Origin of the sequence: Streptomyces sp. NPDC002884 (genome assembly GCF_040295245.1) — a bacterium.
Classification (GTDB): Bacteria; Actinomycetota; Actinomycetes; order Streptomycetales; family Streptomycetaceae; genus Streptomyces.
The window spans coordinates 281,438-295,460 of sequence record NZ_JBEOVB010000004.1; the positions used below are offsets into that span (position 1 = coordinate 281,438).

The 14,023-nt window shown below is 72.4% G+C and carries 12 protein-coding genes; 9 read left to right on the top strand and 3 right to left on the bottom strand.

Annotated features, from left to right (window positions below):
* Positions 1-406: 406 nt before the first annotated feature.
* Positions 407-1,585, top strand: coding sequence for an ADP-forming succinate--CoA ligase subunit beta (gene sucC, locus ABT070_RS11375; RefSeq protein WP_351757942.1), 1,179 nt, complete (start codon positions 407-409; stop codon positions 1,583-1,585).
* A gap of 21 nt (positions 1,586-1,606) precedes the next feature.
* Positions 1,607-2,494, top strand: a complete 888-nt coding sequence (gene sucD, locus ABT070_RS11380) for a succinate--CoA ligase subunit alpha (RefSeq protein ID WP_351757945.1) — start codon at positions 1,607-1,609, stop codon at positions 2,492-2,494.
* A gap of 94 nt (positions 2,495-2,588) precedes the next feature.
* Here the strand turns inward: sucD and ABT070_RS11385 are convergent, their stop codons facing one another.
* Positions 2,589-3,860 carry a helix-turn-helix domain-containing protein gene (locus ABT070_RS11385; protein WP_351757947.1) on the bottom strand — a complete coding sequence of 424 codons (1,272 nt, stop codon included), beginning with the start codon at positions 3,858-3,860 and terminating at the stop codon, positions 2,589-2,591.
* A 96-nt stretch (positions 3,861-3,956) separates the two neighbouring features.
* Between ABT070_RS11385 and ABT070_RS11390 the strand changes: the two genes are divergently transcribed.
* On the top strand, positions 3,957-5,795 hold the full coding sequence (locus tag ABT070_RS11390; RefSeq protein ID WP_351757949.1) for a cell division protein PerM: 1,839 nt from the start codon (positions 3,957-3,959) through the stop codon (positions 5,793-5,795).
* A gap of 145 nt (positions 5,796-5,940) precedes the next feature.
* On the opposite strand, the gene ABT070_RS11395 is transcribed toward ABT070_RS11390, so the two are convergent.
* Positions 5,941-6,687, bottom strand: a complete 747-nt coding sequence (locus ABT070_RS11395) for a hypothetical protein (protein WP_351757951.1) — start codon at positions 6,685-6,687, stop codon at positions 5,941-5,943.
* A 309-nt stretch (positions 6,688-6,996) separates the two neighbouring features.
* Here ABT070_RS11395 and purN point away from each other — a divergent pair, with 309 nt between their 5' ends.
* Together purN and purH are read left to right on the top strand one after the other, a co-directional pair.
* Positions 6,997-7,626 (top strand): phosphoribosylglycinamide formyltransferase, encoded by a 630-nt coding sequence (purN, locus tag ABT070_RS11400; protein WP_351757954.1) that lies wholly within the window; start codon positions 6,997-6,999, stop codon positions 7,624-7,626.
* Positions 7,623-9,206 (top strand): bifunctional phosphoribosylaminoimidazolecarboxamide formyltransferase/IMP cyclohydrolase, encoded by a 1,584-nt coding sequence (purH, locus tag ABT070_RS11405; RefSeq protein ID WP_351757957.1) that lies wholly within the window; start codon positions 7,623-7,625, stop codon positions 9,204-9,206. The genes purN and purH overlap by 4 nt, the downstream gene beginning before the upstream one ends.
* 215 nt (positions 9,207-9,421) lie before the next feature.
* Here the strand turns inward: purH and ABT070_RS11410 are convergent, their stop codons facing one another.
* Positions 9,422-10,054 carry an RDD family protein gene (locus ABT070_RS11410; protein ID WP_351757959.1) on the bottom strand — a complete coding sequence of 211 codons (633 nt, stop codon included), beginning with the start codon at positions 10,052-10,054 and terminating at the stop codon, positions 9,422-9,424.
* A 291-nt stretch (positions 10,055-10,345) separates the two neighbouring features.
* Here ABT070_RS11410 and ABT070_RS11415 point away from each other — a divergent pair, with 291 nt between their 5' ends.
* The 4 genes from ABT070_RS11415 to ABT070_RS11430 all read left to right on the top strand — a co-directional run bounded on the left by ABT070_RS11415 (position 10,346) and on the right by ABT070_RS11430 (position 13,734).
* Complete coding sequence (locus tag ABT070_RS11415; RefSeq protein WP_351757962.1) at positions 10,346-11,200, top strand: bifunctional methylenetetrahydrofolate dehydrogenase/methenyltetrahydrofolate cyclohydrolase; 855 nt, start codon at positions 10,346-10,348, stop codon at positions 11,198-11,200.
* Positions 11,190-11,888, top strand: coding sequence for a DUF3017 domain-containing protein (locus ABT070_RS11420; RefSeq protein ID WP_351757964.1), 699 nt, complete (start codon positions 11,190-11,192; stop codon positions 11,886-11,888). The genes ABT070_RS11415 and ABT070_RS11420 overlap by 11 nt, the downstream gene beginning before the upstream one ends.
* 251 nt (positions 11,889-12,139) lie before the next feature.
* Positions 12,140-12,598, top strand: coding sequence for a helix-turn-helix domain-containing protein (locus tag ABT070_RS11425; RefSeq protein ID WP_351757967.1), 459 nt, complete (start codon positions 12,140-12,142; stop codon positions 12,596-12,598).
* A 146-nt stretch (positions 12,599-12,744) separates the two neighbouring features.
* A complete protein-coding gene (locus ABT070_RS11430; protein ID WP_351757970.1) occupies positions 12,745-13,734 on the top strand; it encodes a helix-turn-helix domain-containing protein in 990 nt (329 codons plus the stop codon).
* Positions 13,735-14,023: the final 289 nt, after the last annotated feature.

Sequence of the window (14,023 nt, forward strand, 5' to 3'; positions counted from 1 at the left end):
CCTCACGGACGGGGCCGAGTGATCCTCATTGGGGTGAGGATCGATCGCCCTGTGCCCCCTGAGGGGCTGCTCAAGGGGCCTCACCGGGCCAACCCCAACCCGGTGAGGCCCTTCCCCGTCCCGGTCCCCGTCCCCTTCCTGTCCCCTCCCCTTCCCCTCCCGGCGTCCTCACATCCGGCACGGGGTGTCAGTGATCCCGGCATCATGTGACAGGTATCACCGCTCAGGTGTGACCCTCGATTTAGGGGCCTCCTGCAAGCAGCGATAACCTGCGAGACGGACATGCCGCGCGCTCGGACACCGTGTGCGCCTCCCTTGTGACTGACAGACGGCGGACGTCACGTTGCCCTCGCGGCACGCCCACGCAGACAACGAACCGCGAGATCACTGATAGGGACGGAAGCGCGTGGACCTGTTCGAGTACCAGGCGAGGGACCTCTTCGCCAAGCACGATGTACCGGTGCTGGCCGGTGAAGTCATCGACACGCCTGAGGCGGCCCGCGCAGCCACCGAGCGTCTCGGTGGCAAGTCCGTCGTCAAGGCCCAGGTGAAGGTCGGCGGGCGTGGCAAGGCCGGTGGCGTGAAGCTCGCCGCCACCCCGGACGAGGCCGTCGCCCGGGCGACGGACATCCTCGGCATGGACATCAAGGGCCACACGGTCCACAAGGTGATGATCGCCGAGACGGCCCCGGAGATCCTGGAGGAGTACTACGTCTCCTTCCTCCTCGACCGTGCCAACCGCACCTTCCTCTCCATCGCGTCCGTCGAGGGCGGCATGGAGATCGAGGAGGTGGCGGAGACCCGCCCCGAGGCCGTCGCCAAGACGCCGATCGACGCCAACGAGGGTGTGACCCCCGAGAAGGCCCGTGAGATCGTCGAGGCCGCGAACTTCCCGGCCGAGGTCGCCGACAAGGTCGTCAACGTCCTCGTGACGCTGTGGAAGACCTTCATCGAGGAGGACGCCCTCCTCGTCGAGGTCAACCCGCTGGCGAAGGTCGCCTCCGGCGACGTCATCGCCCTCGACGGCAAGGTCTCGCTGGACGAGAACGCAGAGTTCCGTCAGCCGGGACACGCGGAGTTCGTCGACCACGCGTCGGCCAACCCGCTCGAGGCCGCCGCGAAGGCGAAGAACCTCAACTACGTCAAGCTGGACGGCGAGGTCGGCATCATCGGCAACGGCGCGGGTCTCGTCATGAGCACCCTCGACGTCGTCGCGTACGCCGGTGAGGCGCACGGTGGGGTCAAGCCCGCCAACTTCCTCGACATCGGTGGTGGCGCCTCCGCCGCCGTCATGGCGAACGGCCTGGAGATCATCCTCGGCGACCCGGACGTCAAGTCCGTCTTCGTCAACGTCTTCGGTGGCATCACCGCCTGTGACGAGGTCGCCAACGGCATCGTCCAGGCGCTTCAGCTGCTCGCGGACAAGGGTGAGGAAGTCACCAAGCCGCTGGTCGTCCGCCTCGACGGCAACAACGCCGAGCTGGGTCGCAAGATCCTCTCCGACGCCAACCACCCGCTGGTCCAGCGCGTGGACACCATGGACGGCGCGGCCGACAAGGCCGCCGAGCTCGCGGCTGCGAAGTAAGGGAAGAGGGACAGAACAGCCATGGCTATCTTCCTGAACAAGGACAGCAAGGTCATCGTCCAGGGCATGACCGGTGCCACGGGCATGAAGCACACCAAGCTCATGCTGGCGGACGGCACCAACATCGTCGGTGGCGTGAACCCCCGCAAGGCGGGCACGTCCGTCGACATCGACGGTACCGAGATCCCGGTCTTCGGCACGGTCGCCGAGGCGATCGAGAAGACGGGCGCCAACGTGTCCGTCCTCTTCGTGCCGCCGGCCTTCGCGAAGGCCGCCGTCGTCGAGGCGATCGACGCGGAGATTCCGCTGGCCGTCGTCATCACCGAGGGCATCGCCGTCCACGACTCGGCCGCGTTCTACGCGTACGCCGGGTCCAAGGGCGACAAGACCCGGATCATCGGCCCGAACTGTCCCGGTCTCATCACCCCGGGCCAGTCGAACGCCGGCATCATCCCGGGCGACATCACGAAGCCGGGCCGCATCGGTCTGGTCTCGAAGTCCGGCACGCTGACCTACCAGATGATGTACGAGCTGCGTGACATCGGCTTCTCGTCCGCCGTCGGCATCGGTGGCGACCCGATCATCGGTACGACGCACATCGACGCGCTCGCCGCGTTCGAGGCCGACCCCGACACCGACCTGATCGTCATGATCGGTGAGATCGGCGGCGACGCCGAGGAGCGGGCCGCGGCCTTCATCAAGGACAACGTGAAGAAGCCGGTCGTCGGCTACGTCGCGGGCTTCACCGCGCCCGAGGGCAAGACCATGGGCCACGCCGGCGCCATCGTCTCCGGTTCCTCCGGCACCGCCCAGGCGAAGAAGGAGGCCCTCGAGGCCGCCGGCGTCAAGGTCGGCAAGACGCCGACCGAGACGGCGAAGCTGGCCCGCGAGATCCTCGCGGCCGGCTGAGTTCCAGGCCGAGTACCGGTGGGCCCGCTCCCCTTGTGGGGGCGGGCCCACCGGCGTTTCCCGTCCGCGGGGGCCCGGTCCGGTCCGGGCCGGGTCATTCGGCGAGGGGGATCAGCCGTTGCGGGCCGTGCAGGATCCCGGACCGCAGCTTCGCCCGCAGCTTCAGTTCCGCGTCCGAGAGCGTGCCGGGCGCCGACCGCGGGGGGATGCCCTGCACCGTCTCGCCGGGGGGTACCGGGGGCTCGTACCGGGTGGGGGCAGTGCGTACGGTCAACGCCGTCGCGCCGATGATCGCCACGGTGAACGCGATCGCCGCCCTGGTCCAGAAGCGGGCCCGCTGTTCGCTGCCCACCCGCACGGTGGTCGGCTCGGCCGCGCGCAGCCGTTCGGCGGACGCCACCTCGGCCAGCCGCCGGTGCAGTGCGGCGGGGCTAGCCAGCTCGGGCAGCCTCGCGGCGACCGCCTCGCGGGCGTTCAGCAGCCGGTTCGCCGCCGCGGGGGTGCTCGCCTCCGTCTCCGCCGCCGTCTCCGGGAGGTCGAGGCCGATGCCGTCGTAGAGGAGGAGCGTGCGGCGGTAGGGCGCGGGGAGGGTCAGCAGGACGTCCAGCAGCGCGCGGTCGGAGGCGTCGGCCGGGGGCGGTTCCGGGTGACGGTAACGGGGGCGGAAGCGGTGCCAGGGGGAGAGCGCGTACTCGTACGCCGTCGCCCGCACCCAGCCCGCCGGGTCGCGGTCCACCGCCACCTCGGGCCAGCGCTGCCAGGCCAGTTGGAACGCCCGCTCGACCGATTCGCGCGCGAGTTCCCGACGGCCGCAGAGCAGATACGCCTGCCGTACGAGGGCGGGGGCGCAGAAGGCGTACAGGGCGTCGAAGGCCTGATCCGGCGTCAGCGGGGCGGGGCCCGTCGCGGGGCCCGCCTCAGGGTCCGTCGCCAGACCCCCCTCCGGGACCGGGCGAGGGGCGGAGGCCGCGACCGGGCCGTGAGCGGAGACGGAGACGGGGACGGAGACGGAGACGGGGGTGGGGGTGAAGGCGGGCGTGGCCGGGGTGCGGGTGGTCGGGGGCGGGGTGGGTGCCGCAACCGCTCGGCCGGGGTTCGGCTCGTTGTTCGGGCGCTCCGTCACCTGGGGTGGGGGCGCCGCCTCCTGGGGGTTCGTCACCATGTCCGCCTCGGTCAGCGATGCCAGCAGTTTCGCGTACGCCTCCCGCCTGCGGCCGCGCGGTGTCGTGCGGCCGGACTCCCACGCGCGCACCGTCTCCCGGGTGACGCCCATCCGCTCGGCGACCTGATCCTGTGTCAGCGAGGCCGCCTCGCGCAGGTGTCGGCGCTGCCGGGGAGGGGGGAGTGGGGCAGGGCTCTGCGTCACAGGGGAACCCTTCGCACGAAAATGTACATAAACGTATATTGAGCGACACAACGTAACTTCGCCTGTTACGACGGGAAAGCGCGTGTCGTTGGGAGCATGACCGGCGTGACCCAGATGACCGCTCGCCGACTGTCGTTGTCGCCCCTGCTCAGCCGGATGCGTGACCGATCCTCCGGGCTGGCCGCCGGCCTCCTGGGCGGTGCGCTCGCGGCCGGCCTCGGGCTCGGTTCGTTCGCCGTGCTCGTGATGGTGCTGTGGATCAGCTCGCCGTACCCCGACAGCGGGCCGGACGGCGCACTGCATGTCGCCGCCGCGCTGTGGCTGCTGGCCCACGGCGCGGAACTGGTCCGCGTCGACACGCTGTCCGGGGTCCCGGCGCCGGTCGGTGTCACCCCGCTGCTGCTGCTCGCGCTGCCGGTGTGGCTGGTGCGCCGCGCCGCGCGGGACGCGGTGGACGGGGGCGGCGGTGACGACGAGGGCGCGGTGCTCGTGGGCGCCCGTACGGCGTGGGCGGGCGTCGTGCTCGGCTACCTCGCCGTCGGGGCGGGCGCCGCCTGCTACGCCGCCACCGGCGGCGCGCTGCGGCCCTCGTGGGCATGGACGGGGGTGTGCGTCCCGGCGGTCGCCGCGCTGGCCGCCGGGGCGGGTGTGTGGTCGGCCCACGGGCGTCCCCGCGGGCCTGTCGACAGCGCTCTGCGGGTGCTGCCCCCCGGTCTGCGACGGCTGCTGCTCGACGGGGACGGGCGGGAGCGGCTCGGGGTCGCCGGGCGGGCGGCGGGGGCCGGGGCGGCCGTGCTCTTCGGGGGCGGGGCGGCGCTGGTCGCGGTGTCCTCGGTGTGGCACCTGGGCGCGGCCCGTGAGGCGTTCCTCCAGCTGACGGAGGGCTGGTCGGGGCGGTTCGCGGTGCTGTTGCTGTGCGTGGCGCTGGTTCCGAACGCGGCGGTGTGGGGGGCGGCTTACGCCCTCGGGCCGGGGTACGTCCTCGGCGTCGGACATGTGGTCGCGCCGTTGTCCTCCGACCCGGCACCGTCGCTGCCGCCGTTTCCGCTGCTCGCGGCGGTGCCCGAGGCGGGGGTCGGGACGCCGTGGAACTGGGCGGCGGTGGTGGTGCCGGTGATCGCCGGAGTGACGGTGGGGGTGTTCGTGGCTCGGGCGGCCGGGGCCGGGGGTGCCTGGTCGCGTGGGCGGACCGCCGGGGGCGTGGTGCTGGCCGGGGTGTGGTGCGGGGTGCTGATGGGAGGGCTCGCGGGGTTGGCCGGCGGCCCGCTGGGAGTTTCCGCGTTGGCCCGGTTCGGGCCGGTGTGTTGGCAGGTGGGGGGTGCGGTGGTGCTGTGGACCGTGGGGGTGGGAGTGCCGGTGGCTCTGCTGGGGCGCGAGTGGCTGTGCAGGGGGAGGGGGACCGGGGCGGGGGGTGACGCAGCCGCTGCCTCTGCCTCCGGCTCTGCCTCCGGTTCGGTGGTGGGGTCCGAGCTGTATGACTTCTCGCCCGTGGAGCACGGCGGCGCTGTGACGCACGGCGAGACGGTCGCGCCCGGGTGGACCGTGCCGCCCGTGCCGCCCGTGCCGGCCGGTGCGCCCGAGCCGACCGAGCCGACCGGGTCGGCGGACCTCTTCGGCCCCCTGGGGCCCATCGATCCCCTGGGTCCCATCAGCTCGCTGCGGCCCATCGACCCCCTGGGTTCCAGCGACTCCCTGGGCGGCCCCATCAGCCCCCTGCGACCCATCGACCGCCCCATCGACCCCCTGAGCCCCATCGGCCCCCAGGACCCCAGGGACCCGGTGGATCATGCGGAGCCGGTGTGGCACGGGGATGTGGCTCGGGAGGTTCGGTGGGCTGCGTTGCGGGAGGCGGGGGAGGGCGAAGGGGCCGAGGGGGCCGATGATGCGGACGGGGCCGCGGGGGCCGCGGGGGCGGGGTGGGGCGGTGACCGCTGAGGGGGGTTCGCCCCCGCCGCCCCTGCCCTTCCCGTCCCTGGGGGCTGCGCCCCCGGCCCCCGTCCGGCCTGCCCCTCATCTGACTTGACCCCTCATCCGAGCACGCCCGGACGGGCCGGAAGAAGTACCCCTGGACGGGCTGGGATTACGCGTTGGCGCCCAGGATGTTCTTCAGTTCCTTGGGGAGCAGGTCGTCGCAGGACTGCTGGGCCTCGTTGGTGAGGGCGTCCTTCGTGCAGGTGTAGTAGTCGCTGTAGACCAGCTGCGCGGTGAAGCTCGCGGCGACCAGGGCCAGGGCCAGGGACGCGGTGACCAGGCCGCTGACGGCGGCGGTCTTCTGGGGGCGCCCGGTGGTCTCCGGGGTGGGCGGGGCGTCGGGGTCGGGGGTGCGGGGCTTGGCGCACAGGGCGCTGATTCCCCAGTTCAGGGACAGTGCGCCGAGCAGCAGGGCCACGTACGGCCAGCCGAAGAGCGCGAAGAAGAAGGCCCACATGCCGCAGAGCAGGGCGTAGCGCGCGTGGCGCTGGGCGGGGTCGGTGGGATCCCAGCGCTTGGCGGGGTCGGTGCCGGGGCCGCCGCCCTCGGGGGTGCCGCCGGGGCGCTCGCCGAAGCCGCCGGGGGAGCGGCCGGGCTGCTGGTCGCTCCACTGGCCGCCCCACGGGGTGCGCCCGCCCTCGGGGGCGCCGCCCTCCGGGCGCCGGGGCTGCCAGGGCCGGTCCGGGGTGCCCTCGGGGGGCGGGGCGAAGGGGTTGTCGTCCTCGGGGGGCGTGTTGTCGCCCGAGGGGGTGTCGGGGGGAGAGGCTGGGCGCTCTCGCAGCAGCACGGCGCCGCGCTCCCCTCCCTGCCGTGACTGCGGGGGGAGCGTGAGGAGTCGCAGACTGCGGTCCGGCATCAAGTGGGCGTCTTCCCCTAGTGATCGGCAAGTGATCGGCTTTGGCTGGTATCGAACGGTTTTGAGCTGGTACTGCCTAGCTGGGCCGTCACTTGCAGAACGCACCGCATCGCCACCGCGTTCCCGAGCCCGCTCGCCCCAGACGCTACCTTCCGGCCACGCCCCCGTCCCGTGGGGGCCGTCCGGTGTGCCGGTATCGTTGCTGACGGTCGGCCGCTTCGTAGACTTCCCCGTATCCCGGGGCGCGAAGCATTCGTACGAATGTATAAACCGGCCGTGCAAACGCTTCCCCGAGAAAGGGCCCCCATCGTGGCCGCCAAGCCCGTGGCCAAGCGCCTCGTCGTGCTGGTCTCCGGATCCGGTACGAACCTCCAGGCTCTCCTCGACGCCATCGCGGCCGCCGGCGTCGATGCCTACGGCGCCGAGATCGTGGCCGTAGGAGCCGACCGGGAGGGCGTCGAGGGGCTCGCCCGGGCCGAGCGCGCCGGGATCCCCACCTTCGTGCGGAAGGTCAAGGACTTCGGGAGCCGGCAGGAGTGGGACGCCGCGCTCGCCGAGGCGGTGGCCGCCCACGAGCCGGACCTCGTCGTCTCGGCCGGGTTCATGAAGATCGTGGGGAAGGAATTCCTGGCGCGGTTCGGGGGGCGGTTCGTCAACACGCACCCGGCCCTGCTGCCCAGCTTTCCCGGGGCCCACGGTGTGCGGGACGCGCTCGCGTACGGCGCCCGCGTCACCGGCTGCACCGTCCACTTCGTCGACGACGGCGTCGACACCGGCCCGATCATCGCCCAGGGCGTGGTCGAGGTCCGTAACGAGGACGACGAGAGCGCTCTGCACGAGCGCATCAAGGAAGTCGAGCGAAGGCTGCTCGTCGAGGTCGTGGGGCGGCTCGCCCGCAACGGCTATCGCATTGAGGGACGAAAGGTAGTTATCCAGTGACCGCCGACAGCACTGTCACGGCAGAGAGCGGCAAGCGGGGCATCCGTCGCGCGCTCGTCAGCGTCTACGACAAGACCGGTCTGGAAGAGCTCGCGCGCGGGCTGCACGAGGGGGGCGTCGAGCTCGTCTCCACCGGGTCCACCGCCTCCCGTATCGCCGCCGCCGGCGTCCCCGTCACCAAGGTCGAGGAGCTCACCGGCTTCCCCGAGTGCCTGGACGGCCGGGTCAAGACCCTGCACCCCAAGGTCCACGCCGGCATCCTCGCCGACCTGCGACTCGACAGCCACCGCCGGCAGCTGGACGAGCTGGGCGTCGCGCCGTTCGACCTCGTCGTCGTGAACCTCTACCCGTTCCGGGAGACCGTCGCCTCGGGCGCCTCCGAGGACGAGTGCGTGGAGCAGATCGACATCGGCGGGCCGTCCATGGTGCGCGCCGCCGCGAAGAACCACCCGTCGGTGGCCGTGGTCACCAGCCCGGCGCGGTACGCCGACGTCCTCTCGGCCGTGCAGTCCGGCGGCTTCGACCTGGCCGCCCGCAAGCGGCTCGCCGCCGAGGCCTTCCAGCACACCGCCGCCTACGACGTGGCGGTCGCCTCCTGGTTCGCCTCCTCCTACGCGCCCGTGGACGAGTCGCGGTTCCCCGACTTCCTCGGCGCCACCTGGGAGCGCAAGAGCACCCTGCGCTACGGCGAGAACCCGCACCAGCCCGCCGCGCTCTACGTGGACGGCAGCGGTGGCGGTCTCGCCGAGGCCGAGCAGCTGCACGGCAAGGAGATGTCGTACAACAACTACACGGACACGGACGCCGCGCACCGTGCCGCGTACGACCACGCCGAGCCGGCCGTCGCGATCATCAAGCACGCCAACCCGTGCGGGATCGCCTTCGGCGCCGATGTGGCCGAGGCGCACCGCAAGGCGCACGCCTGTGACCCGCTGTCGGCCTTCGGCGGCGTCATCGCCGTCAACCGCCCGGTCAGCAAGGAGCTCGCGGAGCAGGTCGCCGAGATCTTCACCGAGGTCATCGTCGCGCCCGACTACGAGGAGGGGGCGCTCGAGGCCCTCACCAAGAAGAAGAACATCCGGGTGCTCAGGGCGCCGCAGGGTCCCGCGGGCGCCGTCGAGCTCAAGCCCGTCGGCGGCGGCGCTCTGCTCCAGGTCACCGACCGGCTCCAGGCCGACGGCGACGACCCGGCGAACTGGACCCTGGCGACCGGCGAGGCGCTCGGCGCGTCCGAGCTCGCCGAGCTGGCCTTCGCCTGGCGGGCCTGCCGGGCCGTCAAGTCCAACGCCATCCTGCTCGCCAAGGACGGCGCCTCGGTCGGCGTCGGCATGGGGCAGGTCAACCGTGTCGACTCGGCGAAGCTGGCCGTCGAGCGGGCCGGTGAGGAGCGGGCGCGCGGCTCGTACGCCGCCTCCGACGCGTTCTTCCCCTTCCCGGACGGGCTGGAGGTCCTGGTCGAGGCGGGCGTCAAGGCCGTGGTGCAGCCCGGTGGTTCGGTCCGTGACGAGCTGGTTGTCGAAGCGGCGAAGAAGGCCGGTGTGACGATGTACTTCACGGGGACGCGCCACTTCTTCCACTGATCCGCCGATCCCCGCGGATCTGCGGATCTGCGGATCTGCTGATCGACTGATCCACTGATCCGCCGATCCACGCAGCGGCCCCGGTCCCTCTCCTGTGAGGGGACCGGGGCCGATGTGCGTTCATCCGCGGCTCAGCGCGTGCGGCAGTTCACGTCTGCGTCGGTTCGCTCGCGTCGGTTCGCTCGCGTCGGTTCGCTCGCGTCGGTTCGCTCGCGTCAGTTCGTGCGGATCACGATCGAGCTGCACACCTTGTCGGCGAACGTCTGCTTCTTGGCGTCCCAGGCCGGCCACAGCCAGCCCAGGTAGCAGGCCAGGCTGTCCAGGAAGTGGGCCAGGCGGCGGACGAACGCCATGCCGACGCCGAGCGGCTGCCCGTCGATCTCGCGCACCAGGCGTATGCCCAGCGCCTTCTTGCCGACCGTCTGACCGGTACGGCCCTCCTGGATCAGCTGCCAGATCGCGAGGCCGAGGAGCGCGACGGCGCCGATGGCCAGCAGCGCCGGGGTGTCCTTGCCGATGATGACGAGGGCGTAGGGCACCGCGAACACGAGCATGTCGACCAGGGTGCCCAGGAAGCGCTGGCCCCAGTTCGCGTACGGCGGCTGACCGCCGTAGCCGGGCTGCTGCGGGTAGCCGTAACCCTGCTGCGGATAACCGGGCTGCTGCGGGTAGCCGGGCTGCTGGGGGTAACCCGGCTGCTGGGGCTGGCCGTACCCCTGCGGGGGGACGCCCTGCGGCGCCTGCTGGCCGTAACCGGGCTGGCCCTGCTGGGGGTAGCCGTAGCCGGGCTGGCCCTGCTGGGGGTTCTGCGGCTGACCGTAGGGGTCGTTGGGCGGGCCGAAGCTCATGGTGGTTTTCCTCCGTTGCACAAGCGGGGACGACGCGGAGTGCGCGGAGGAACATCTTCAGATGAGCGGTTTGCCCCCCAACACCGACCGCATACTGCGGAGACCCATCGTTCTTGGACAGGTGTGCTCCTGTCCAGCCGCATTCCGCAGGCTTTGTGCAAGTGCAACCTTCCCGATCATGGCCGAAACGGCACCGGGCGGCCGCCGGGAGGTGTGGCCGGCGCAGGCTTCGCCGACGCCCGGGTTGATCCGGATTGGAACCGGGGGGCGGTCATCCGGGAGGATGGGTCCATGACCGCCCAGATTCTCGATGGCAAGGCCACCGCAGCCGCGATCAAGTCCGATCTGACCGCCCGGGTGGCGGCGCTGAGGGAGAAGGGCGTGACGCCCGGACTCGGCACGATCCTCGTCGGCACCGACCCCGGCAGTCAGAAGTACGTCGCCGGCAAGCACCGCGACTGCGCCGAGGTCGGCATCGCCTCCATCCAGCGCGAGCTGCCCGCCACGGCCACCCAGGAGGAGATCGAGGCGGTCGTCCGTGAGCTGAACGACGACCCCGCCTGCACCGGCTACATCGTCCAGCTCCCGCTGCCCAAGGGCATCGACGAGAACCGGATCCTGGAACTCATGGACCCGGCCAAGGACGCCGACGGCCTGCACCCGATGAACCTCGGCCGGCTGGTCCTCAACGAGCCCGCCCCGCTGCCCTGCACCCCCAACGGCGTGCTCACGCTGCTGCGCCGGTACGGCGTCGAGATCAAGGGCGCCGAGGTCGTGGTCGTCGGCCGCGGGGTCACCATCGGCCGTTCGATGCCGCTGCTGCTGACGCGGCGCAGCGAGAACGCGACGGTGACCCAGTGCCACACCGGCACCCGGGACCTCTCGGCGCACCTGAAGCGGGCGGACGTCATCGTCGCGGCGGCCGGCTCCGCGCATCTGATCCGGGCCGAGGACGTCAAGCCGGGCGCGGCCGTCCTGGACGTCGGCGTCTCCCGCAACGCGGAGGGGAAGATCGTGGGCGATGTCCACCCGGACGTCCGTGAGGTGGCGGGCTGGATCTCCCCGAACCCCGGCGGTGTCGGCCCGATGACCCGTGCCCAGCTGCTCGTCAACGTGGTGGAGGCGGCGGAGCGCAGTGTCGCCTGACAAGACCACCGGCAAGGCCGGGAACATCGACGAGACCAAGAGCCCCGACGAGACCAAGGGCCCTGACGCAACCAAGGGCGCCGAAGGGACCAGGGGCGCCGAGGGGACCAGGGACGGCGAGGGGACCGGGAGCGGCGACGGAACCGAGGCCACCGACGTCACCGACGGTGCCGAGGTCGCCGGCGGTGCCGAGGTCGCCGGCGGTGCCGAGGTCGCCGACGGGACCGACGGTATCGACGACATCGACGACATCGAGGTGCGGGACCCGATCAGCGCGCCCGACGCCGACGGTGTGCCGCGCCGCACCACCCGCCGCTTCCCGCTGTTCACCCGGGACACCGCGCGCCCCGAGGGCGGCGGCCGGGCCGCGCCCGGTGACGCGCTGGCCGCCCGGCAGTGGCCGATCATCGTCGTCCTGGGCATCGTCGCGCTCGGTCTGCTGGTGACCGCGCTCGACGTGTTCCGGATCGGCACGATCCTGATCGGCGCCGGACTGCTGGTCGGCGCGGTGCTGCGCTGGACGCTGCCCGGCGTCGGCATGCTCGCCGTGCGCTCGCGCTTCACCGACATCGTGACCTACACCGTGCTGGGCACGGCGATCGTCCTGCTGTCGCTGATGGCACAGCCCAACCCGTGGCTCCAGATCCCGTTCCTGAAGGACACCCTGCACTTCACGGTGAGCAGCTGAGCCGAGCCGACCTGAAAGCAGGCAACGCGGCGGTACGGCGGCCCGTCCTCATCCCCCGAGGAGGACGGGCCGCCGACGCGTTCCACGTTCCACCCTCCCGAACGGGCTGTTCAACAGCGGGCCGGACGCTGTGGCACGGAAGTGACCGTTCCGCCACGGTGTGCGCGCCCCGCCACAGCCGCCGTCGCCCCGGGAACCGTCCGGCCGTCCGGCGTCGTCCCCTCAACGGATCGAAGGAAAGGTGGGGCGGGATGGGCGCCTGGCAGCCGCTGCCGGACGGGCTGCCGTCGGAGGTACGGCATTTCGTGGAGCAGTTGCGGCAGCTCAAGGACGGTACGGGCCTCAGTCTGGCCTCGCTCGGCGCGCGCACCGCGTACAGCAAGTCCTCCTGGCAGCGCTATCTCAATGCCGTCCAGCCGCCGCCCCGGCAGGCCGTCGCCGCGCTGTGCAGGGTGGCGGGTCTGGTCGGCGCGGACGCCGAACGGCACGTCGTGCGCTGGGAGCTGGCCGTCGAGGCCTGGCCGCGGCCGGCGCAGGCGAGCCCGGCCGGGGAGTACCGGGACGACCCGACGGTCCCCTGGTGGGACCGCCCGGAGGAGTCCGCCCGCGAGGCTCCGCCACGGCCCGCCGGACGCCTTCTGCTGTATGCGGCAGTGCTTCTGCTGGCCCTGCTGTGCACCGCGGTCGGGGGAGCCGTCGTCTTCGGCTGAGGTGCGTTCGTCGTGCCGATGTGCGCTCGTCGTGTCGATACGTTGACAGTTCGGGCATGTGTCCCGAATCGTCTCGGTATCGGGTCTAACGTGGCCAATGGGGGACTTGGCGGAGGGAGGGGGGTTCGATGCCTCGCTGGAGGGCTTTGCCCGATGAACTCGAGCCGCAGGTGCGGGAGTTCGTGGAGCAGTTGCGGCGGGTCGTGGACCGCACGGGACTGAGCGTCGCGGCGGTGGCCGACCGTACGGGCTACAGCAAGACGTCCTGGGAGCGGTATCTCAACGGCCGGCTGCTCGCCCCCAAGGGCGCGATCGTCGCGCTGGCCGAGGTCACCGGCACCCCGCCCATCCATCTGACCACCATGTGGGAACTGGCCGAGCGGGCCTGGAGCCGCTCGGAGATGCGGCACGACCGGACCATGGAGGCCGTCCGGATCTCCCGGGCGCGGGCCGCGCTGGGGGAGTTCGGGCCGCCGCCCGACGTGCGCGAGAGCGGTGCGGGCGAGAACGATGTGGGCCGGATCGCGGTGACCCCGGGCATCGCGGGACCGGCGGGCGTGTCACCGACGATGCCGCCGACGCGGGACGCGCGCGGCTCGGCCGGCGGCGCCGCGGGTGGTTCCGGCGGCGCTCCGGGTGGTTCCGGCCCCCGGCGGACGACGATGTTCCTCGCGGGGGTCGTAGGGGTGGTGACGGTCGCCGTGGGCGCGTTCCTCCTGACCGACGGAGGGGACCCGAAGCAGGCGGTGGGCACCACCCCGTCCCCGTCCGCCCCGGCCGGCCCGAGCACCGCGCTGCCCTCCGGGGTGCTGTGCGGCGGCTCCGGCTGCACGGGCCGGGACGCGGAGGAGATGGGGTGCAGCGGCGACCTCGTGACGACGGCGAAGTCCGCGACGGTCGGGACGACCCTCGTCGAGGTCCGCTACAGCAGGACGTGCGGGGCCGCCTGGGGCCGGATCACCCAGGCCGCGCAGGGCGACGAGGTGCGGGTCACCGTGGGCCCGGTGCGGCAGACCGGGTCCATCACGGTGGCCGGCGACACGATCGCGTACACCCCGATGGTGGCGGTGAAGAGCGCGGCGGACGCGACGGCGTGCGCGGTACTGGCGTCGGGCCCGCAGGGCTGCACGCCCTGAGACGACCGGACGCCAATCCCGGGGGCAGGGCCCGAGGCCGGGCCCGAGGCCAATCCCGAGGCCGGGCCCGAGGCCAATCCCGAGGCCGGGCCCGAGGCCAATCCCGGGGCCGGGGCAGGACTGCCCGAGGCCGGGCCGGACTGTGGGCCGAACGGGTGAGGTGTGCGGGTGAGTGTGCGGGGTCGGTGGTGCCCGGCTCGAAAAAGTCGGAGCGGGCAGGAATACCCGCCTCCGTCGCGGGCACGCGAACCGTACCCCCACGGGAGTCCGGCACGACCCGGTATTCCCA

Bases quoted from the DNA above. Each gene is read 5' to 3' on its own strand.
- sucD (WP_351757945.1), top strand. From the start codon at position 1,607: ATGGCTATCTTCCTGAACAAGGACAGCAAGGTCATCGTCCAGGGCATG.
- ABT070_RS11390 (WP_351757949.1), top strand. From the start codon at position 3,957: ATGACCGGCGTGACCCAGATGACCGCTCGCCGACTGTCGTTGTCGCCC.
- ABT070_RS11395 (WP_351757951.1), bottom strand. From the start codon at position 6,687: ATGCCGGACCGCAGTCTGCGACTCCTCACGCTCCCCCCGCAGTCACGG.
- ABT070_RS11410 (WP_351757959.1), bottom strand. From the start codon at position 10,054: ATGAGCTTCGGCCCGCCCAACGACCCCTACGGTCAGCCGCAGAACCCC.
- ABT070_RS11415 (WP_351757962.1), top strand. From the start codon at position 10,346: ATGACCGCCCAGATTCTCGATGGCAAGGCCACCGCAGCCGCGATCAAG.
- ABT070_RS11425 (WP_351757967.1), top strand. From the start codon at position 12,140: ATGGGCGCCTGGCAGCCGCTGCCGGACGGGCTGCCGTCGGAGGTACGG.